The organism is Streptomyces sp. NBC_01390 (genome assembly GCF_045040105.1).
In the GTDB taxonomy this organism is placed as follows: Bacteria; Actinomycetota; Actinomycetes; order Streptomycetales; family Streptomycetaceae; genus Streptomyces.
Window position 1 is genome coordinate 8,921,551 of the sequence record NZ_CP109551.1, and the last position, 20,867, is coordinate 8,942,417.

General features: G+C 70.7%; 22 protein-coding genes. 20 read left to right on the forward strand and 2 right to left on the reverse strand.

Translation table 11 applies throughout. The features are described from left to right. The first annotated feature begins 27 nt into the window (after positions 1-27). Complete coding sequence (locus OG241_RS40110; RefSeq protein ID WP_405822656.1) at positions 28-2,496, forward strand: [protein-PII] uridylyltransferase; 2,469 nt, start codon at positions 28-30, stop codon at positions 2,494-2,496. A gap of 121 nt (positions 2,497-2,617) precedes the next feature. Then, positions 2,618-4,177: a signal recognition particle protein gene (ffh, locus tag OG241_RS40115; protein ID WP_405822658.1), complete on the forward strand. Its 1,560-nt coding sequence runs from the start codon at positions 2,618-2,620 to the stop codon at positions 4,175-4,177. A gap of 98 nt (positions 4,178-4,275) precedes the next feature. Here the strand turns inward: ffh and OG241_RS40120 are convergent, their stop codons facing one another. Then, positions 4,276-5,124, reverse strand: a complete 849-nt coding sequence (locus OG241_RS40120; protein ID WP_405822660.1) for a class I SAM-dependent methyltransferase — start codon at positions 5,122-5,124, stop codon at positions 4,276-4,278. A 203-nt stretch (positions 5,125-5,327) separates the two neighbouring features. Here OG241_RS40120 and proS point away from each other — a divergent pair, with 203 nt between their 5' ends. From proS to OG241_RS40210, 18 genes are all read left to right on the forward strand, one after another. Then, positions 5,328-6,743, forward strand: a complete 1,416-nt coding sequence (gene proS / locus OG241_RS40125; RefSeq protein ID WP_405822662.1) for a proline--tRNA ligase — start codon at positions 5,328-5,330, stop codon at positions 6,741-6,743. 251 nt (positions 6,744-6,994) lie between these two features. Next, positions 6,995-7,597: a hypothetical protein gene (locus OG241_RS40130; protein ID WP_053739767.1), complete on the forward strand. Its 603-nt coding sequence runs from the start codon at positions 6,995-6,997 to the stop codon at positions 7,595-7,597. Between the two features lie 311 nt (positions 7,598-7,908). Continuing rightward, positions 7,909-8,337, forward strand: a complete 429-nt coding sequence (rpsP, locus tag OG241_RS40135) for a 30S ribosomal protein S16 (protein WP_319095105.1) — start codon at positions 7,909-7,911, stop codon at positions 8,335-8,337. Positions 8,338-8,339: 2 nt separating this feature from the next. Beyond that, positions 8,340-8,579, forward strand: a complete 240-nt coding sequence (locus tag OG241_RS40140) for an RNA-binding protein (RefSeq protein WP_006373563.1) — start codon at positions 8,340-8,342, stop codon at positions 8,577-8,579. Between the two features lie 106 nt (positions 8,580-8,685). Further along, entirely contained in the window at positions 8,686-9,249 is a 564-nt protein-coding gene (gene rimM / locus OG241_RS40145; protein WP_405822664.1) for a ribosome maturation factor RimM, read from the forward strand. Then, positions 9,249-10,070: a tRNA (guanosine(37)-N1)-methyltransferase TrmD gene (gene trmD / locus OG241_RS40150; RefSeq protein ID WP_405822666.1), complete on the forward strand. Its 822-nt coding sequence runs from the start codon at positions 9,249-9,251 to the stop codon at positions 10,068-10,070. The genes rimM and trmD overlap by 1 nt, the downstream gene beginning before the upstream one ends. A 133-nt stretch (positions 10,071-10,203) precedes the next feature. Beyond that, positions 10,204-10,554, forward strand: a complete 351-nt coding sequence (gene rplS, locus OG241_RS40155; RefSeq protein ID WP_007384968.1) for a 50S ribosomal protein L19 — start codon at positions 10,204-10,206, stop codon at positions 10,552-10,554. A gap of 60 nt (positions 10,555-10,614) precedes the next feature. Further along, positions 10,615-11,355 carry a signal peptidase I gene (lepB, locus tag OG241_RS40160; RefSeq protein ID WP_405822668.1) on the forward strand — a complete coding sequence of 247 codons (741 nt, stop codon included), beginning with the start codon at positions 10,615-10,617 and terminating at the stop codon, positions 11,353-11,355. Continuing rightward, the gene (gene lepB, locus OG241_RS40165) at positions 11,348-12,430 is read left to right on the forward strand and encodes a signal peptidase I (RefSeq protein WP_405822670.1); all 1,083 of its coding nucleotides are present in this window, start codon (positions 11,348-11,350) and stop codon (positions 12,428-12,430) included. Before lepB (OG241_RS40160) ends, lepB (OG241_RS40165) begins: the two co-directional genes overlap by 8 nt. Then, complete coding sequence (gene lepB, locus OG241_RS40170; RefSeq protein ID WP_405822672.1) at positions 12,321-13,322, forward strand: signal peptidase I; 1,002 nt, start codon at positions 12,321-12,323, stop codon at positions 13,320-13,322. The genes lepB (OG241_RS40165) and lepB (OG241_RS40170) overlap by 110 nt, the downstream gene beginning before the upstream one ends. 37 nt (positions 13,323-13,359) lie before the next feature. Continuing rightward, the gene (gene lepB / locus OG241_RS40175; RefSeq protein WP_405822674.1) at positions 13,360-14,109 is read left to right on the forward strand and encodes a signal peptidase I; all 750 of its coding nucleotides are present in this window, start codon (positions 13,360-13,362) and stop codon (positions 14,107-14,109) included. After that, positions 14,099-14,623 carry an NUDIX hydrolase gene (locus OG241_RS40180; protein WP_405822676.1) on the forward strand — a complete coding sequence of 175 codons (525 nt, stop codon included), beginning with the start codon at positions 14,099-14,101 and terminating at the stop codon, positions 14,621-14,623. The genes lepB (OG241_RS40175) and OG241_RS40180 overlap by 11 nt, the downstream gene beginning before the upstream one ends. A 55-nt stretch (positions 14,624-14,678) precedes the next feature. After that, complete coding sequence (locus tag OG241_RS40185; protein WP_003965949.1) at positions 14,679-14,987, forward strand: DUF2469 domain-containing protein; 309 nt, start codon at positions 14,679-14,681, stop codon at positions 14,985-14,987. A gap of 107 nt (positions 14,988-15,094) precedes the next feature. Next, a complete protein-coding gene (locus OG241_RS40190) occupies positions 15,095-15,517 on the forward strand; it encodes a YraN family protein (protein WP_405822678.1) in 423 nt (140 codons plus the stop codon). Continuing rightward, a complete protein-coding gene (locus OG241_RS40195) occupies positions 15,517-17,142 on the forward strand; it encodes a YifB family Mg chelatase-like AAA ATPase (RefSeq protein ID WP_405822680.1) in 1,626 nt (541 codons plus the stop codon). Before OG241_RS40190 ends, OG241_RS40195 begins: the two co-directional genes overlap by 1 nt. Continuing rightward, entirely contained in the window at positions 17,139-18,347 is a 1,209-nt protein-coding gene (gene dprA, locus OG241_RS40200) for a DNA-processing protein DprA (protein ID WP_405822682.1), read from the forward strand. Before OG241_RS40195 ends, dprA begins: the two co-directional genes overlap by 4 nt. 322 nt (positions 18,348-18,669) lie before the next feature. Beyond that, the gene (gene whiG / locus OG241_RS40205) at positions 18,670-19,512 is read left to right on the forward strand and encodes an RNA polymerase sigma factor WhiG (RefSeq protein ID WP_006373566.1); all 843 of its coding nucleotides are present in this window, start codon (positions 18,670-18,672) and stop codon (positions 19,510-19,512) included. Between the two features lie 102 nt (positions 19,513-19,614). Further along, positions 19,615-20,172, forward strand: coding sequence for a TetR/AcrR family transcriptional regulator (locus OG241_RS40210; RefSeq protein ID WP_405826696.1), 558 nt, complete (start codon positions 19,615-19,617; stop codon positions 20,170-20,172). 62 nt (positions 20,173-20,234) lie between these two features. Here the strand turns inward: OG241_RS40210 and OG241_RS40215 are convergent, their stop codons facing one another. Further along, on the reverse strand, positions 20,235-20,816 hold the full coding sequence (locus OG241_RS40215) for a peptidoglycan DD-metalloendopeptidase family protein (protein ID WP_405822684.1): 582 nt from the start codon (positions 20,814-20,816) through the stop codon (positions 20,235-20,237). Positions 20,817-20,867: the final 51 nt, after the last annotated feature.

The window sequence follows — 20,867 nt, forward strand, 5'->3', positions numbered from 1 at the left end:
GCAGCAAAGAAGAACAGGAGTCGCTGGGTGACGAGTACGGACGTGCGTAAGGATGCAGAGGACTCGGGACCCAGCGGCTATGCGGCGGCCCGGCTGCGCCTCCTCACTGAGGAGGCGCGGTCCGGGCCGCCGCGCCGTGCTGCCCTGGCCGAACTGACGGACGAGTGGCTGAGCGGCCTCTTCACGGCCGGCGCCGAGGAACTGCGCGGGGTCTCCCTGGTCGCCGTCGGCGGCTACGGCAGAGGTGAACTCTCCCCACGCAGCGACCTGGACCTGCTTCTCCTCCACGACGGCAGCGACTCCGCCGGGGTCGCGGCCCTCGCCGACCGCCTCTGGTACCCCGTCTGGGACCTGGGCCTCGCCCTGGACCACTCCGTCCGGACACCGTCCGAGGCCCGCAAGACCTCGGGCGAGGACCTCAAGGTGCAGCTGGGCCTGCTGGACGCCCGCCACCTCGCCGGTGACCTCGGCCTCACGGCCGGCCTGCGTACCGCCGTCCTCGCCGACTGGCGCAACCAGGCCCCCAAGAAACTCCCCGAACTCCAGGAACTCTGCGCCGAACGGGCCGAACGCCAGGGCGAGCTGCAGTATCTCCTCGAACCCGACCTCAAGGAGGCCCGCGGCGGCCTGCGCGACGCCACCGCCCTGCGCGCGGTCGCGGCCTCCTGGCTGGCCGACGCCCCCCGCGAGGGCCTCGCCGACGCGCGCCGCCGCCTGCTGGACGTCCGGGACGCCCTCCATCTGGCGACGGGCCGTGCGACCGACCGCCTCGCCCTCCAGGAGCAGGACCAGGTAGCCGCCGAACTGGGACTCCTCGACGCCGACACGCTTCTGCGACAGGTGTATGAGGCGGCACGCGTCGTGTCGTACGCGAGTGACGTGACCTGGCGCGAGGTGGGGCGCGTGCTGCGATCGCGCGCCGTACGCCCGCGTCTGCGCGCCATGCTGGGCGGCGGCAAACCGGTGGCGGAACGTTCCCCCCTGGCCGAGGGCGTCGTGGAGCAGGACGGCGAGGTGGTCCTCGCCCGGGCCGCGCGTCCAGACCGCGACCCCGTACTCCCGCTCCGTGCCGCCGCGGCGGCCGCACAGGCGGGCCTTCCGATGTCCCTGCACGCGGTCCGCCGCATGGCGGCCGCGGCACGACCGCTGCCGACCCCGTGGCCGGCCGAGGCGCGCGAACAACTGGTCACGCTGCTGGGCTCCGGCCGCCCGACCATCGAGGTCTGGGAGGCGCTGGAGGCCGAAGGCCTGATCACCCACTTCCTCCCCGACTGGGAGCGGGTCCGCTGCCGCCCGCAGCGCAATGCCGTCCACATCTGGACGGTCGACCGCCACCTGATCGAAACGGCCGTCCGGGCCTCCGAGTTCACCCGCCGCGTCAGCCGCCCCGACCTGCTCCTCGTCTCGGCGCTCCTCCACGACATCGGCAAGGGCTGGCCCGGCGACCACTCCGTGGCGGGCGAGATCATCGCCAAGGACGTGGCCGCCCGTATCGGCTTCGACCGCGCCGACGTGGCGGTCCTGGCCACCCTCGTACGTCACCATCTGCTGCTCGTCGACACCGCCACCCGGCGTGACCTGGAGGACCCGGCCACCGTCCGCTCGGTCGCCGAGGCCGTCGGCACGCAGAGCACCCTCGAACTGCTCCACGCCCTCACCGAGTCCGACGCGCTGGCGACGGGCCCGGCCGCCTGGTCGTCCTGGCGCGGCTCGCTCGTCGCCGACCTGGTGAAACGGGTCGGCGCCGTGCTCGCCGGGGACGCCCCCGATGAGCCCGAGGCCGCCGCGCCCACCGCCGAGCAGGAACGGCTCGCCATCGAGGCGTTCCGCACGGGCGGCCCGGTGCTGTCGCTGCGCGCCCAGACCGAGGCTCCGGCGGACGCGCCCACCGAGGAGTCCTCCGCCTCACCCACGGGCGAACCCGAACCCCTCGGCGTCGAACTCCTGATCGCCGTCCCGGACCAGCCCGGTGTACTGCCCGCGGTGGCCGGAGTCCTCGCGATGCACCGGCTGACCGTGCGCACGGCGGAACTGCGCGCCCTGGACCTCCCCGACGGCGTCGAGGGCGCGGTCCTGCTCCTCGACTGGCGCGTCGCCGCCGAGTACGGCTCCCTGCCCCAGGCGGCCCGACTGCGCGCCGACCTCGTACGGGCCCTGGACGGCTCCCTGGACATCACGGGCCGCCTGGCCGAGCGCGACGCGGCGTACCCGCGACGCCGGGGCGTGGTGGCGCCGGCGGCCCGGGTGACCGTACATCCGGCCGCGTCCCGGCTGGCCACGGTGATCGAGGTGCGCGCGCAGGACGCCCCGGGGCTGCTGCACCGCATCGGGCGGGAACTGGAGGACGCGGCGGTGCGGGTGCGGAGCATGCACGTCAGCACGCTCGGTTCGAACGCCGTGGACGCGTTCTACGTGACCAACGCCAAGGGCGTGCCCCTGCCGTCGGGCGAGGCGTCCACGGTGGCACGGAAGCTGGAGGAGATGCTGCGCGGGTGACCACCGGCGCGGGATTTCCGTCCCCGCCCGCCGAATACGCAGGCGGGGACGATTTGCTTGCGGGGCCGGATACCCTGGAGAACAGCCCACTCTGCCCCCTACTCCGAGGACCGACGCCGCCGTGTTCGATACTCTCTCCGACCGCTTGTCAGCGACTTTCAAGAACCTGCGCGGCAAGGGGCGCCTGAGCGAGGCGGACATCGACGCCACGGCCCGCGAGATCCGCATCGCGCTTCTCGAAGCCGACGTGGCCCTGCCGGTCGTGCGGACGTTCATCAAGAACGTCAAGGAACGCGCCCTCGGGTCCGACGTCTCCAAGGCCCTGAACCCCGCCCAGCAGGTCCTGAAGATCGTGAACGAGGAACTCGTCACGATCCTCGGCGGTGAGACGCGCCGGCTGCGCTTCGCCAAGAACCCGCCGACCGTCATCATGCTGGCCGGTCTCCAGGGTGCCGGTAAGACCACCCTCGCGGGCAAGCTGGGCAAGTGGCTCAAGGACCAGGGGCACTCGCCCCTCCTCGTCGCCGCCGACCTCCAGCGCCCCAACGCCGTCAACCAGCTCAGTGTCGTCGCCGAGCGCGCCGGGGTCGCGGTCTACGCGCCCGAGCCGGGCAACGGGGTCGGGGACCCGGTCAAGGTCGCCAAGGACTCCATGGAGTTCGCGAAGACCAAGGTCCACGACATCGTGATCGTGGACACCGCCGGTCGCCTCGGTATCGACGCCGAGCTGATGCGGCAGGCCGCGGACATCCGGGACGCGGTCTCGCCCGACGAGATCCTCTTCGTCGTCGACGCGATGATCGGCCAGGACGCCGTCAACACGGCCGAGGCGTTCCGGGACGGCGTCGGCTTCGACGGTGTCGTCCTGTCGAAGCTCGACGGTGACGCCCGCGGTGGTGCCGCGCTCTCCATCGCCTCGGTGACCGGCAAGCCGATCATGTTCGCGTCGAACGGCGAGAAGCTCGACGACTTCGACGCGTTCCACCCTGACCGGATGGCCTCCCGCATCCTCGACATGGGTGACCTCCTCACCCTGATCGAGCAGGCGGAGAAGACGTTCAGCCAGGAAGAAGCCGAGGCCATGGCCTCCAAGCTGGCGTCCAAGAAGGGCCAGGACTTCACCCTGGACGACTTCCTGGCCCAGATGGAGCAGGTCAGGAAGATGGGGTCGATCTCCAAACTCCTCGGCATGCTGCCCGGCATGGGCCAGATCAAGGACCAGATCAACAACCTCGACGAGCGCGATGTGGACCGGACGGCGGCCATCATCAAGTCGATGACCCCGGCCGAGCGCCACGAGCCGACGATCATCAACGGCTCGCGCCGCGCCCGTATCGCCAAGGGCTCCGGTGTCGACGTCAGCGCGGTCAAGGGCCTGGTCGAGCGGTTCTTCGAGGCCCGCAAGATGATGTCCCGCATGGCCCAGGGCGGCGGCATGCCGGGGATGCCCGGGATGCCCGGCATGGGTGGCGGCCCCGGCCGGTCGAAGAAGCAGCCCAAGCAGGCCAAGGGCAAGCAGCGTTCCGGCAACCCGATGAAGCGCAGGCAGCAGGAGCAGGAGGAGGCCGCCCGCAAGGCCGCGGGTGCCCAGGGAGCCCCGGGCGGCGCCTTCGGCCTGCCGGGCCAGCAGGCCCCCCAGGACTTCGAACTGCCGGACGAGTTCAAGAAGTTCATGGGCTGACAGTCGTTACGTCGTGCAGGGCGCCCCTCGCGGTGGGGGCGCCCTCGCGCGTTCCCGGGACAGGACCGGTTCTCAGGCGGATCTCACGCCGTCAGCTCTCACGCCGTCAGCGCGATGAGGTACCGGAAGACGTTCGGCATCCAGATCGTTCCGTCCCGCCGCTGGTGGGGATGCAGCGCCTCCGCCAGCTCCTTGTCCACCTGCTCCTGGCCGGTCGCCGTGATCGCCGCGTCGAACAGCCCCGTCGACAGCAGCCCTCGTACCGCGCTGCGCAGATTCGCGTACCCGAACGGGCATGCCACCCGCCCCGAGCCGTCCGGGCGCAGGCCGGCCCGCTGGGCGACCTCCTCCAGGTCGTCGCGGCGCGAGGGGCGCCAACTGCCCGCGACGCGCAGCGGGTCGGCGAGCCGGGCCGCGACCCGCAGTACGGCCGACGTGGCGCAGCGCTCCGGTGGACCCCAGCCCACCAGTACCACCGGCGCCCCTCGCCCGACCGACGGCACGGCCGCCGCGAGGGTCTCGCCGAGTCCCTCGGAGTCGCCCGCCAGACAGCCGATCGGCTCGAACGCGGTCACCAGGGTGTAGGGAGGCGAGTCCGCCTCCTCAGGGAGGCCCGGCACGAGCCGGATGTCGCCCCGCGCGCGCGTGAGCGCCGGTTCGGGCAGTAAACGCTGCCGCGCGAGGCTCAGCCGCTGCGGCGACGATGTCTCGACACCGGTGACCGCGGCGCCTCTCGACGCCGCCATCAACAGGGCCAGGCCCGAGCCGCAGCCGAGGCCGAGCATCCGGGTGCCGCTGCCCACTTCCAGCCGTTCGTAGACGCTCTCGTAGAGCGGTACGAACATGCGCTCCTGGATCTCCGACCAGTCACGCGCGCGTGTGCACAGGTCCACGCGGGTCGCCCGACCCGTGTGAGGCAGGTGCTGCCGCACGAGCGTAGGTGTCATCGAAAGCGCCCCAATCCGCCGAGAGTTGCCGCTGTTTCCGATGTGGTGGTGGCCCCCGTGCAGTGCGCTGTCGCACTTCCCCCGTATGCCAGGTAACTCCGCCCTCGACCCGCCGTCCAGGGGTTGTCGGACCGAGGTTGTGTGCTCGGTGTGCTCACGAAAAGAATTCACATGCCGGCAACGTGGGCCCGTAGCATCGCGCCATGGCAAAGGCACCCGTACTCACGCCGCAGGCAATTGACTTCCCTCGCTGGTACCAGGATCTGGTCGCCAAAGCGGAGCTGGCCGACAACGGTCCGGTGCGGGGCACCATGGTCATCCGACCGTACGGGTACGGACTGTGGGAGCGGATGCAGGCCGAGATGGACGCGCGGATCAAGGAGACGGGCGCGCAGAACGCCTACTTCCCCCTGCTGATCCCGCAGTCGTACTTCGCCAGGGAAGCGGAGCACGTCGAGGGCTTCGCGCCGGAGCTGGCCGTGGTCACGCACGGAGGCGGCAAGGAACTCGAAGAGCCCGCCATGGTCCGCCCCACCTCCGAGATGATCATCAACGACTACTTCTCGAAATGGGTGCAGAGCTACCGCGACCTGCCCCTGTTGATCAACCAGTGGGCGAACGTGGTGCGTTGGGAGCTGCGTCCCCGGCTCTTCCTCCGTACGTCGGAGTTCCTGTGGCAGGAGGGGCACACCGCGCACGCCACCCACGACGACGCCCGTGACTTCGCCGCGCACATCCACCGCAACGTCTACGAGGACTTCATGGTGAACGTCCTGGCGATGGACACCGTTCCCGGCCGCAAGACGGTCAAGGAGCGCTTCGCGGGCGCCATCAACACCCTCACGCTCGAAGGCATGATGGGCGACGGCAAGGCCCTCCAGATGGCCACCAGCCACGAGCTGGGCCAGAACTTCGCGAAGGCGTTCAACACTAGCTACCTGTCGAAGGAAGGCAGGCAGGAGCTCGTCTGGCAGACGTCCTGGGGCTCGACGACCCGCATGATCGGCGCCCTGGTGATGGCCCACGGTGACGACAACGGCCTGCGGGTCCCCCCGCGCCTCGCGGCGATCCAGGCCGTGGTCCTCGCGATCAAGGGCGACGAAGTGGTTCTGGCCAAGGTCCGCGAGATCGGCGACCGGTTGAAGGCGGCGGGTGTACGCGTACACGTGGACGACCGCACGGACGTGCCCTTCGGCCGCCGCGCCGTCGACTGGGAGCTCAAGGGCGTGCCCGTACGTGTCGAGGTCGGCCCCCGTGACCTGGAGAACGGCACGGTGATGCTCGCCCGCCGCATCCCTGGCGGCAAGGAACCGGTGGCCCTCGACGAGCTCGTACGGCTGCTGCCCACCGTCCTCGAAGAGGACCAGGCGCTGCTGCTGGCCCAGTCGCGCGAGCGGCGGGAGTCCCGTACCTCGGACGTGTCGACGTTCGAGGAGGCCGTCGAGGCGGCGACCGGCGGCGGCTGGGCGCGCATCCTGTGGGCGGTGCTCGGCGAGAGAGGCGAGGCCGCGCTCGGCGAGCACGGGGTGACCGTACGGTGTCTGGTCGCCGCGGACGGGTCGGTACCCGACGCCGATGACGCACCCGGTAACGTCGCCATCGTCGCCCGCGCCTACTGAGGCAGGGACGAGAGCGACCGAAACGCCCCTTGCGCAACGGCCGACCACAGGTACCCCGGCGTGCGGACGATGTCTACGCGCCGGGTCGTACGTGGGGCTACGCACCGGCTTGGTATGAGCTGTGAGGCTTCTCCGCAGATCAGCGCACCCGCCCTCGTCAGGACGCATCAGTGGCAACTGACGGGTACGTGCAAATTATTTGGGATGGCCCGGAATCGGAACACAGCGGCACTCAGGCTCGTTGTCATTACGTGAGCACGACACAGACACCACCTGTTCTCGCCGCAGAGCTGGCACAGGCGTGGGCCGACATTCAGCGGTACCACCCCGAGCTGCCCGATCTTGCCGCGCCCGAGTCCCTGATCGGAGAGTCGTCGTCCGCCTGCGGACACGCGCTCTCCTTCGAGCGACTGCTGCATGAGGCAGTCCATGGCATCGCCGCCGCCCGTGGAGTCCGCGACACCTCCCGGGCCGGCCGATACCACAACCGCAGATTCCTCGCGATCGCCGAGGAGCTGGGCCTGGACCACCCGGAGGAACCGCATCCCAGCAGCGGTTTCTCGCTGGTCACGCTCAACCCCGAGGCCAAGCGCCGCTACCGGCCCACCATGGAGCGGCTGCAGCGCGCCCTGAAGGCGCACACGGTCGCGACCACCTCCGACACGACCCGCACCTTCCGGGGTCCGGCCGCCCGCCACGGTTCCTCCGGGGGAGGGGTGCGCGTGAAGGCCGTCTGTGACTGCGGTCGCAACGTGCGCGTCGTCCCGTCGGTGCTGGCGCAGGCTCCGATCGTGTGCGGGGGCTGCGGCAAGCCGTTCCGCATCCCCGAGATCGTGGGCGCGGGCGCAGCCTGAGGGACCGTTCCGTCGCGTGATGGAGCCCGGCATCTCGTGGGTGCCGGATGAACACGTGGGGGAGTGCGCAGGCCGCGTGCACAAGCGCCTGTATGGGCACCCGGAGCACCGGGTGCCCATACAGGCCTGGCGATGCGGTGCCCGGGGTCGGCGCGGCCCGCCGGGTGTGGCAGAATGGCCAGCTGTACTCGACAGCCGCACAGGAACCCTCTCGCCTCCGGCTGACGCGTCCATCGGGCACTCGGGTACCGCAACCCCACGCGGCAATCTCGCCGTGCCCAACCACGTCCAATTCAGGAGAACCCACTCCCGTGGCAGTCAAGATCAAGCTGAAGCGTCTGGGCAAGATCCGTTCGCCTCACTACCGCATCGTCGTCGCCGACTCCCGTACCCGCCGTGACGGCCGGGCCATCGAGGAGATCGGCCTGTACCACCCGGTGCAGAACCCCTCGCGCATCGAGGTCGACACCGAGCGTGCGCAGTACTGGCTGGGTGTCGGCGCGCAGCCGACCGAGCCGGTTCTCGCCATCCTCAAGCTGACCGGCGACTGGCAGAAGTTCAAGGGCCTGCCGGCCCCGGCTCCGCTGCTCGTGGCCGCCCCGAAGCCCTCGCGTCCGCTGTTCGAGGCGCTGGGCGGCGACAACGAGGGCAAGGGTGAGGCCATCACCCAGAAGAAGAAGGCCGAGAAGAAGGACGAGGCTGCGGCCGACTCCTCTGCGGCTGCGCCGACCGAGGCCTGAGCATGCTCGAGGAGGCTCTCGAGCACCTCGTGAAGGGCATCGTCGACAACCCCGACGAAGTGCAGGTCGCCTCGCGTGATCTGCGCCGCGGGCGCGTTCTGGAGGTCAGGGTTCACCCCGACGACCTCGGAAAGGTGATCGGCCGCAACGGCCGCACCGCACGCGCCCTGCGCACCGTCGTGGGTGCCATCGGCGGACGCGGTGTCCGTGTCGACCTCGTCGACGTGGACCAGGTTCGCTGATCACCATGCAGCACCGGCTCGGGCCGGGGAGGGCCACTTGGGCCGTCCCCGGCCCGAAGTCGTCTACGCGGCAATGCCGTAGGCACACGACAGGAGATTCCAGAAAGTGCAGCTCGTAGTCGCGCGCGTGGGCCGCGCCCACGGCATCAAGGGCGAGGTCACCGTCGAGGTACGTACCGACGAGCCGGAGCTCAGGCTCCCGCCCGGCGCCGTCCTGGCCACCGACCCGGCCTCGGCGGGCCCGCTGACCATCGAGACCGGCCGCGTCCACAGCGGCCGGCTCCTGCTGCGCTTCGAGGGCGTACACGACCGCACCGGCGCCGAGGCCCTGCGCAACATCCTCTTGATCGCCGACGTCGACCCCGAGGAAATGCCCGAGGGTGAGGACGAGTACTACGACCACCAGCTGATGGACCTGGACGTCGTCCTGGCCGACGGCACCGAAGTCGGGCGCATCACCGAGATCTCGCACCTGCCCTCCCAGGACCTGTTCGTCGTGGAACGCCCCGACGGCAGCGAGGTGTACATCCCGTTCGTCGAGGAGATCGTGGTGGAGATCGACCTGGAGAACCAGCGCGCGGTCATCGACCCGCCGCCGGGTCTGATCGACGACCGGGCGGAGATCGCGTCCGCCCGGGACGACGAGGACTCCGCGGGGGCCGACGCCTGATGCGTCTCGACGTCGTCACGATCTTCCCGGAATACCTCGAACCCCTGAACGTCTCGCTCGTCGGCAAGGCACGCGCGCGTGGACAGCTGAATGTGCACGTGCATGATCTTCGGGACTGGACGTACGACCGCCACAACAAGGTCGACGACACCCCCTACGGCGGCGGCCCGGGAATGGTCATGAAGACCGACCCCTGGGGCGACGCCCTCGACGAGGTGCTGGCCGACGGCTACGAGACCGGCTCCCGGGCGCCCGCGCTGGTCGTGCCCACCCCCAGCGGCCGTCCCTTCACCCAGGCGCTCGCCGTCGAACTGTCCGAGCGGCCGTGGCTGGTCTTCTCTCCCGCCCGCTACGAGGGCATCGACAGCCGCGTCATCGACGAGTACGCGACCCGGATGCCCGTGTACGAGGTGTCCATCGGCGACTACGTGCTCGCCGGCGGTGAGGCGGCCGTCCTGGTGATCACGGAGGCCGTCGCGCGACTGCTGCCCGGAGTCCTCGGCAACGCCGAGTCGCACCAGGACGACTCCTTCGCGCCCGGTGCCATGGCCAACCTCCTGGAGGGGCCCGTCTACACCAAGCCGCCCCAGTGGCGCGGCCGGGAGATCCCGGACGTGCTGGTCAGCGGCCACCACGGAAAGATCGCGCGGTGGCGCCGCGACGAGGCACTGCGGCGTACGGCGGCCAACCGGCCCGACCTGATCGAGCGGTGCGAGGCGTCGGCCTTCGACAAGAAGGACCGCGAGATGCTCTCCATCATGGGGTGGGCCCCCTCCGCCGACGGCCGATTTTGGCGCAGGCCGGAGGGCGTGGAAGAATAGGTCGCTGTTGTGCGTCGTCCGGCGTGCGCCCCTGCCACGGGGGGACACGACGCCCGCCCCGGCACGGACAGCATTCCTCCGTAAATCAAGCTCCCGTTGATGACCTGTGGCATCAACGAAGAAAGCAGACGAAATGTCTCACCTGCTCGACACCGTCGACTCCGCGTCGCTGCGCACCGACATCCCGGCCTTCCGCCCGGGTGACACCGTCAACGTCCACGTCCGCGTCATCGAGGGCAACCGCTCCCGTGTGCAGCAGTTCAAGGGCGTAGTCATCCGCCGCCAGGGCGCCGGTGTCCGCGAGACCTTCACGGTCCGCAAGGTCTCGTTCTCCGTCGGCGTCGAGCGCACCTTCCCGGTGCACACCCCGATCGTCGAGAAGATCGAGCTGGTCACGCGTGGTGACGTGCGTCGCGCGAAGCTGTACTACCTCCGTGAGCTGCGCGGCAAGGCTGCGAAGATCAAGGAGAAGCGCGACAACTGAGCTGTCGGCGAGCCCGATATAAAGAGGGCTCACATCGGGGCCGGATAACATCCTGCCCCGATGAACACCGAAGCACAGCAGACGGAGCGCGACCGCTCCTCCCGCCCCGCTCGATCCGAGAAGATTTCGGACACCGAGGGGCCGGAGGACCGGTCGCGTTTTGCGTTGGTGTCCCGGGCGGCGGAGTGGCTCCCGGGTGGACGGATCACCCTGACCCTGCTGGTCTGCCTGCTTTTTCTGCTCCTCTTCAGCAGGTTCGTCATCCAGCCGTTCGAAATTCCCAGCCGCTCGATGGAGAGCGGATTGAGGATCGGGGACCGCGTTCTCGTAAATAAGTTCGCGTACCGTTTCGGTGCCGAGCCGCAGCGCGGTGACGTCGTCGTGTTCGACGGAACCGGCTACTTCGGGCACGCCGACTACATCAAGCGCGTTGTGGGTGTGGGGAGAGACCACGTGGTCTGCTGCGACAAGGAGGGGAGAATCGAGGTGAACGGCCGGTCGGTCGACGAGTCGACGTTCCTTTACCCCGGTGACAGCCCGTCCACGGTGTCCTTCGACGTCGTGGTGCCCGAGGGTGGCCTCTTCGTCATGGGGGACCACCGCAGCGACTCGAGGGACTCCCGGGACCACCTGGGTTCGCCGGGCGGTGGGATGGTCCCCGTCGGGAGGGTGATCGGCCGGGCCGACTGGATCGCCTGGCCCCGCGAGCACTGGACCCGCCTGAACCGGCCCGGGGCGTACGCGCGCGTGCCCGCCCCGGCGGCGACCGCGCCCGGCAAGTCGGACGGTGTCCATGGGTAACCGCGGGAAACCGCGCGGTGCGCCCAGCACCGTCGCCGACCAGCTGCTGCCCACCGGCTCCCGCCGGGCGTCCGGCGCCGCCGCGAGGCCGGGCCGGGCCGATCGGCGCAAACTCCAGCGCAAGGTCAAGGCGCGCAGACGGCGCTCGGCCGTCAAGGAGATACCCCTCCTGGTGGGCGTCGCCGTCCTCATCGCCCTGGTCCTGAAGACGTTCCTCGTACAGGCGTTCGTGATCCCCTCAGGCTCGATGGAGAACACGATCCAGATCGGTGACCGCGTTCTCGTGGACAAGTTCACCCCCTGGTTCGGCTCCAGGCCCCAGCGCGGTGACGTGGTCGTCTTCAAGGACCCCGGCGGCTGGCTCGACGACGAGCCGACCACCGCGAAGGGCGAGGACCCCATCGTCGTCAAGCAGGTCAAGCAGGGCCTCACCTTCATCGGTCTGCTGCCCTCGGACGACGAGAAGGACCTCATCAAACGTGTCGTCGCCGTCGGCGGCGACACCGTCAAGTGCTGCGACTCCCAGGGCCGCGTGACGGTCAACGGCATGCCGCTCGAGGAGACGACCTACATCCATCCCGGCAACAAGCCGTCGTCGTTCACCTTCGAGGTGAAGGTCCCCGAGGGGCGCCTGTTCGTCATGGGCGACCACCGGGCCAACTCCGCCGACTCCCGCTACCACCGCACCGAGGCGTACAGCGGCACCGTGGCCGAGAGCTCCGTCGTGGGCCGGGCCATGGTCATCGCCTGGCCGTTCGGCCACTGGACCCGTCTGGAGGAGCCGAACACGTTCTCCGCGGTGCCGGGTGGGTCGGCCTCCGCCCTCGGCTCGTCGCATAGGGTGGCTTCCGCGGATCGGTATGGATCGATCCCGCTCCCGACCCCTGCGGAACTCCCGCTCGTTATGGGAGTGGTGGGCCTGCGTCGCTTCCGGCGTGGGCTGTGGTTCGGAGTGAGGAGTGGATGTGGGGGATTTGGCGGTCGGCGCACGGTCCGGACAGGACGGTCCCGAGGAACAGCGCCCCGCGGAGCCGGGTTCACCGCCCGCAGAGGACGCCGTCCCCGCCGAGAGTGACCCCGGGGCCCCAGGGCTCTCGGGGAGCGGCTCAGGGGACTCCGGGGACGACACGGCGCAGGACCTTGACGAGCCCGGCCACAAGCCCAGGAAGCAGCGCTCCTTCTGGAAGGAGTTGCCGCTGCTCATCGGCATCGCGCTGGTGCTCGCGCTGCTGATCAAGACCTTCCTGGTCCAGGCGTTCTCCATCCCCTCCGACTCCATGCAGCACACGCTGGAGCAGGGCGACCGGGTCCTGGTCGACAAGCTGACACCATGGTTCGGCTCCGAGCCCGAGCGCGGTGAGGTCGTCGTCTTCCACGACCCCGCCGACTGGCTGGCCGGCGAGCCGACCGTCGAACCGAACCCCGTGCAGCGGGTCCTCGGCTGGATCGGCCTGATGCCGTCCGCCAACGAGAAGGACCTCATCAAGCGGGTCATCGGCGTCGGCGGCGACACCGTCGAGTGCAAGGGCACGGGCCCGCTGAAGGTCAACGGCCAGCCGCTCAACGACGCGTCGTTCGTCTACGCGGGAAACACCCCGTGCAGCGTCGACGACCAGGGTGGCCAGTTCAAGGTGACGGTACCCAAGGGCAAAATCTGGGTCATGGGTGACCACCGCCAGAACTCCCTGGACTCCCGGTACCACCAGGAGGACAAGAACCAGGGCTTCGTCCCCGTCGGCAACGTCGTCGGCCGCGCCATCGTGGTCGCCTGGCCGCCCACCCGTTGGAACACGCTGCCGATTCCCGACACCTTCGACCAGAACCTGAGCGCCGCCGCACCGGGCGTGCTGGGCCTCGCGGGCGCCGTCCCGCTGGTCCTGTGGCGCAGGCGCCGGGCGACCGGTCGTACGACCGCTCCCGCTACCGCCGGAAACTCCGGTGTTCCCGGGTCCGGTACCGCCGGGTAGGGTGCCGTCCCAGGCCGCGATCTGGGAGACCACTGGGATGAGCAGTACGACGACGACACGTACGGACGAGGGCCGCGGACGGCTCGGCAGCAAGCTGTCGGGACTGGCCGTGGCCCTCGGCTGTGTGCTCTTCCTCGGCGGCTTCGTCTGGGGCGCGATCCTCTACCAGCCGTACACCGTGCCGACGGACTCCATGTCGCCGACCATCGTGGCCGGCGACCGGGTGCTGGCCCAGCGGATCGACGGCGCCGACATCAAGCGCGGTGACGTCGTGGTCTTCAGGCAGGAGAGCTGGGGCGACATGCCCCTGGTCAAGCGGGTCGTGGCCGTGGGTGGGGACACGGTCTCCTGCTGCACGGACGGCAAGCTGGTCGTCAACGGCAAGCAGATCCAGGAGCTCTACCTGCGCAAGGGCCAGTCGGCCGAGCTGACCCCCATCCCGTCGGTCACGGTCCCCGAGGGGCGTCTGTTCCTGCTCGGCGACGAGCGCACCGGATCCCTGGACTCCACGGCCCACCTCACGGAGGCCTTCAACGGCACGGTGCCGCGCAGCGGAGTGGCCGCACGGGTCGATGCCGTGGTGTGGCCCATGGACGGCATGCTGGCCCGCCCCACGGGCTTCGAGCCCCTGGGTGCCCTGTCGACGCCGGGGCCGTTGCGGCTGCTCACCGTCGCGATCATCGCGGGCGGGGTACTCGTCCTGGGCGGTGGCGCCTACGGGCCGATCGCCAACCGGGCGGCGAAGCGGCGCGTCCGCGCGGTGGCGGAGCCGGTCGGTGCCCGCTGAGCCGGTGGGCGGCGCGGACGACTCGTACACCGGCGGAACACGCAAGGTGTCCCGAGTGGTGCTCCTCGATCCCCAGGACCGGATTCTGCTGCTGCACGGGCACGAGCCGGACGATCCGGCGGTCGCCTGGTGGTTCACTCCCGGTGGCGGCCTGGAGGGCGACGAGACCCGCGAGGAGGCCGCGCTGCGGGAACTCGCGGAGGAGACCGGCATCACCGAGGTCGAACTCGGTCCGTTGCTGTGGCGGCGCAGCTGCTCCTTCCCCTTCGCGGGGCGCCGCTGGGACCAGGACGAGTGGTACTACCTGGCCCGTACGGACCGGACGGAAACCCGGGCCACGGGCCAGACCGAGCTGGAACGGCGCAGTGTCGCCGGAGCGCGTTGGTGGACGTGCCAGGAACTGACCCGGGCACATGAGACGGTGTATCCGACCAGACTCGCCGAGCTCCTGCGCAAGGTGCTCGACGAAGGCCCCCCGCCCATGCCCGAGGTCCTCGACACGGAAATCGTCTAGAGGATCGCGGTACTGGCGCACAATGGGGGGACGCACGGCTGAAGGGGAACATGCCATGAGCGCCGAGGACCTCGAGAAGTACGAGACCGAGATGGAGCTGAAGCTCTACCGGGAGTACCGCGATGTCGTCGGTCTGTTCAAATATGTGATCGAGACCGAACGGCGCTTCTACCTCACCAATGACTACGAGATGCAGGTGCACTCGGTCCAGGGTGAGGTTTTCTTCGAGGTGTCCATGGCGGACGCCTGGGTGTGGGACATGTACCGGCCTGCCCGGTTCGTGAAACAGGTACGGGTGCTCACGTTCAAGGACGTGAACATCGAGGAGCTGAACAAGAGCGATCTGGAGCTCCCGGGCGGCTGACCGTCACTCGTGCGGGTGGCGGAGTTATCCACAATGCCGAGGTTGTCCACCAAGATCCAATAGCTCGCTGAACTGTCCGCATTGTTGGCGCCGGAGGTGGTGCCGACATGAACACACGCCATGCACAAGGCCGCGGACAAAGCCCGGCGCGAGGCAACGCGCAGCGCGGCGCGCTGGGCAGGTACGGCGAGGAACTGGCCGCGCGACGGCTGACCGAGGCCGGAATGACGGTCCTGGACCGCAACTGGCGCGCCGGCCGGACCGGCGAGATCGACATCGTGGCCCGGGACGGCGACGCGCTCGTCGTCTGCGAGGTCAAGACGCGCAGGGCGGCCGGACCCGCCGGAGTCTTCCAGCACCCGATGGCGGCCGTCACGCCGGCCAAGGCCGAGCGGCTGCGGGGTCTCGCCGAACGCTGGGTCCAGGAACACGGGGGAGCGCCACCCGGCGGCGTCCGCATCGACCTGGTCGGCGTTCTGCTGCCCGAGCGCGGCGCACCCGTGGTGGAACACGCGCGGGGGGTGGCGTGATGGGATTCGCCCGTACGTGTTCGGTGGCGCTGGTGGGCGTCGAGGGTGTGGTCGTCGAGGTCCAGGCGGATCTCGAACCCGGCGTCGCCGCGTTCACCCTGGTGGGACTGCCCGACAAGAGCCTGACCGAGAGCAAGGACAGGGTTCGGGCCGCGGTCGTCAACTCGGGAGCCGCCTGGCCGCAGAAGAAGCTCACGGTGGGGCTCAGTCCGGCGTCCGTGCCCAAGAGCGGCAGCGGGTTCGACCTCGCCATTGCCGCAGCGGTTCTCGGGGCGGCCGAGCGGATCGATCCCCGGGTCCTCGCCGACATCGTGATGATCGGCGAACTGGGCCTCGACGGCCGGGTGCGGCCCGTCCGGGGCATCCTGCCGGCGGTGCTGGCGGCGGCCGACTCGGGATACGAACAGGTGGTCGTACCGGAGTGCGCCGCCGCCGAGGCCGCGCTGGTCCCCGGGGTGTCGGTGCTCGGCGTGCGCAGCCTGCGGCAGCTGATCGCCGTTCTCACCGACGAGCCCGTACCGGAGGAGGAACCGGACGACCACGGCCGCCCCGACCCGCTCATGGCGGGCCTGCGGATGCCGGGCACCGGGGCGGCCACGGGCATGCACAGCATGGGCGCCGGCCAGTACGACAACGGCCACGACCTCGCCGATGTCGTGGGCCAGCACTCGGCGCGCACGGCGATGGAGGTGGCCGCGGCCGGCGGCCACCACGTCTTCCTGGAAGGCCCACCGGGAGCCGGCAAGACGATGCTCGCCGAGCGGCTGCCCGCCGTCCTGCCCCGGCTCACCCGGCAGGAGTCGCTGGAGGTCACCGCCGTCCACTCGGTCGCGGGCCTGCTGCCACCGGGCAAACCCCTGATCGACACGGCGCCCTACTGCGCCCCGCACCACTCGGCCACCATGCAGGCACTCGTCGGCGGCGGACAGGGTATGGCGCGGCCCGGAGCCGTCTCGCTGGCTCACCGCGGAATTCTTTTTCTGGACGAGACCCCGGAGTTCGGGAGTCAGGCGCTGGACGCCCTGCGTCAGCCCCTGGAGGCCGGGCATGTGGTGATCGCGCGGAGCGCCGGGGTGGTGCGGTTCCCGGCCAGGTTCCTGATGGTCCTCGCGGCCAACCCGTGCCCGTGCGGCCGTTTCTCCCAGCGGGACACCCTCTGTGAGTGCCCGCCCTCCGTGATCCGGCGCTACCAGTCCCGGCTCTCCGGGCCCCTGCTCGACCGGGTCGACCTGCGGGTCGAGGTGGACCGGGTCACGCGATCCCAGCTCGTCGAGCGCGGGGCGCGGGGCGAGTCCACGGCGACGGTCGCCGAGCGGGTGCGCGCGGCCCGGGAGCGGGCGTCGGCGCGGCTCGTGGGGACCCCGTGGCGGACCAACAGCGAGGTGCCGGGACGCGAGCTGCGCAGCCGCTGGCACGCCCTACCCGGCGCCATGGAGGAGGCCGAGCGGAATCTGGAACGGGGAGTGCTCACCGCGCGCGGGATCGACCGTGTCCTGCGGGTCGCCTGGACCGTCGCCGACCTCGTCGGCCATGACCGGCCCGACGCGATGGACGTCGCCCTGGCGCTGCAGCTGCGTACGGGAGTGCCTCGTGGGGTGCCGATGGCGATCGGGGCGATGACATGACGCGGGGCGCGGCCGGGGATGCGACCGGCGGAGCGGGGCCGAGTGGTGAGCAGGGCGGCCGACCGGCTGCCGAGGGGCTCGCCCGGGTCCTCCTCACCCGGGTCGTCGAGCCGGGTGACGAGGTTGCCGGGAGGTGGCTCAGGGAGCGCGGGGCCGTGGAGGTGGCACGGCGGCTCAGGGACGGCGGGCCCATGCTGACCGGAGTCACGGCGAACAGATGGTCGGGGCTGTGCGCGCGGGCCGCTCAGGCCGAGCCCGAGCGGGATCTCGCCGTCGCACGGGCGGCGGGGGTGCGGTTCGTGTGGCCCGGCGAGCCGGAGTGGCCGGCCCAGCTCGACGACCTCGGCGACGCGCGACCCACGGGACTGTGGGTGCGCGGGCTGCCCAGCCTGCGGATGTGGGCGCTGCGCTCCGTCGCCGTGGTGGGGGCTCGGGCGTGCACCGAGTACGGCGCCCACATGGCGGCCACGCTCGCCGCCGGGCTCGCGGAGCGTGGATGGGTGGTGGTGTCGGGCGGCGCCTACGGGGTCGACGGGGCCGCCCACCGGGGTGCGCTCGGTGCGGGCGGGGCCACCGTCGCCGTACTCGCCTGCGGGGTCGACCGGCCCTACCCGCGCGGGCACACCCAGTTGATCACCAGAATCGCCGAACAAGGCCTGGTGGTGGGTGAGTTGCCGCCCGGCGATCATCCGACACAGAGCCGGTTCGTGCTGCGCAACCGGGTGATCGCGGCTCTCACCAGGGGAACCGTGGTCGTCGAGGCCGCCTACCGCAGCGGCTCGCTCGTCACGGCGCGGGCGGCGCAGCGGCTGGGGAGGTTCACGATGGGGGTGCCGGGGCCCGCCACCAGCGGGCTCTCAGCGGGTGTGCACGAACTCCTGCGTGGCGAGGCGATGCTGGTCACCGACGCCGCGGAAGTCGCCGAACTGGTCGGGGACATGGGCGAGCTGGCGCCGGACCGGCGAGGGCCGGTGCTGCCGCGTGACCTGCTGGAACCGGAGGCAAGACGTGTCCTGGCGGTGCTGCCCGCCGCTGCGACGGCGACGGTGGACGACATCGCGCTGAGCGCGTCGACGACGAAGGACGACGCGGTCGCCAGACTGTACGAGCTCCGATCACTTGGTTACGTCGAACGACACGACGACGGCTGGAAGTTGACACGCCAGGCGATGATCTCCGTCCGGCCCGGCGCGGGCGCGTGCTGACCGAGCGTGTTCGGCCGTCCGGGGGATGCCCGAAGCCCTTGGGAATTCCCGCAGTTGACCCGCTCCGATGGTCACACAGGGCAACGGGTCAAGCCCTGGAGGGCGTCCAGCGGAACGTATCTGCGTACGCCCCACCCCCTCGACCTCGCACACTGCGACACCTCAGTCACGCTACGCTCACGTGGATTCCGGTGCAGACCGGCAGTCGGAGAGGCAATTCGACCAGACGGGTAATTCGACATCAGACCGCAACAGACCGACGGCCCACCCGGGCACCCATCCAGGCACCACCGGTTCACGGCAGAACGGCACAAGGCGACGTATGCCCCAGCACACCTCCGGGTCCGACAGGGCGGCGGCCCCACCCGCGGCCCGCGACGGCGGTAACGTGCGCCCGCCCGCTCCCTCGACGCTCGACGAGCTGTGGCGTTCGTACAAGACGACGGGCGACGAGCGGCTGCGGGAGCAGTTGATCCTGCACTACTCGCCGCTCGTGAAGTACGTCGCCGGGCGGGTGAGCGTCGGGCTGCCGCCCAACGTCGAGCAGGCGGACTTCGTCTCCTCCGGGGTGTTCGGACTGATCGACGCGATCGAGAAGTTCGACATCGGGCGGGAGATCAAGTTCGAGACGTACGCGATCACGCGCATCCGGGGCGCCATGATCGACGAACTGCGGGCGCTGGACTGGATTCCGCGGTCGGTGCGACAGAAGGCGCGGAACGTGGAGCGGGCGTACGCGACGCTGGAGGCGCGCCTGCGGCGGACGCCGTCGGAGGGCGAGGTGGCCGCCGAGATGGGCATCGCGGTCGACGAACTCCACGCGGTGTTCAGCCAGTTGTCGCTGGCCAACGTGGTGGCGCTGGAGGAACTGCTGCATGCCGGGGGCGAGGGCGGGGACCGGCTGAGCCTCATGGACACGCTGGAGGACACCGCCGCCGACAACCCGGTCGAGGTGGCCGAGGGCCGGGAGCTGCGGCGGTTCCTCGCGCGGGCGATCAACACGCTGCCCGACCGGGAGAAGACCGTGGTGACGCTGTACTACTACGAGGGACTCACCCTCGCGGAGATCGGCAACGTGCTGGGCGTGACCGAGAGCAGGGTCAGCCAGATCCACACCAAGTCGGTCCTGCAACTGCGCGCGAAGCTGGCGAGCTTCGGTCGCTGACCTGACCTGACCGTGCCAGGTGCCTCGGGTGACCGGAGCATCTCCCCTGCGGGGCGGTGCGTCCGTACAGTGGTTGACGTGCCAAGGATTCGAGCGGCCTCCGTGGCCGAGCACCGGTCGATGCAGCGAGCCGCCCTGCTGGACGCGGCGAGGTCCCTGTTGTCCGAGGGCGGGACGGAGGCGCTGACCTTCCCGGCCCTGGCCGAGCGGACCGGGCTCGCGCGGTCGTCCGTCTACGAGTACTTCCGGTCGCGGGCGTCCGTCGTCGAGGAACTGTGCGCGGTCGACTTCCCGGTCTGGGCGGCCGAGGTCGAGGCGGCGATGGCCGCGGCCGAAGGGCCCGAGAGCAAGGTCGAGGCCTATGTCCGCCGGCAGCTCGCCCTGGTGGGTGACCGCCGGCACCGGGCCGTGGTCGCGATCTCGGCGAGCGAGCTGGACGCCGGGGCCCGGGAGCGGATCCGGGCTGCACACGGGGCGCTCGTCGCGATGGTGGTCGAAGCGCTGCGGGACATCGGGCATGAGCAGCCCCGGATGGCCGCGATGCTGCTGCAGGGGATCGTGGACGCGGCAGTGCGGCGGATCGAGTTCGGGATGACGGAAGATCCCGAGGCGATCACCGACGCGGCTGTGGCGATGGCGTTGCGGGGCGTGCGGGGCTGAACCGGCTCCGCGGGTCGGTGCAGGTCGGTTCGGGCCGGGTGGCTCGGCCGGGCCGCGTACGGCTACGGCTTGGCGGGCAGCGGTACCCCCAGTACCGGCAGGAGGCGGGAGGGGCCCCTGTGCAGCAGCCACGGGGGTAGCAGGGTCAGCGGGTCCAGATACTGGTCGCCTCTCAGCAGGCCCCAGTGCACGCAGGTCGTCGCGCAGTGGCCGCTGTCGACCTCCACCGTGCCCACCACCTCGCCCGCCGTCACCTCCGCGCCCTGCTCCACCGCGGCCGTCACCGGTTCGTACGTCGTGCGCAGGGGTGGGGCGCCCGTGCCCGACAGCTGCACCGAGACGACTCCCCGCCCCGCCACCCGGCCCGCGAAGTGCACCCGGCCTGCGGCCACCGCGCGAACCGGGGCGCCGGGGGCTGCCGCCAGGTCCACGCCCCGGTGACCCCTGGCGTAGGGCGACGGGGGAGGCTCCCAGGCTCGTAGGACCAGGGGTCGGATGCCCACCGGCCAGGCGCGGGCGATCGATGGTGCCGGAGCGGCGTCCGCAGTGGGGGGTTCCGTCAGCGGGGTCGCCCCGGCCCCACGCGCTGTCGATGCTGTCAGTGTCAGTGTCAGTGTCAGGGCCAGAGCCAGGGCCGGCAGCATTCCAAAGCCCTGACGTCCTCCTCGACCTCGACGCGTTCCTCGTTTCGCTCG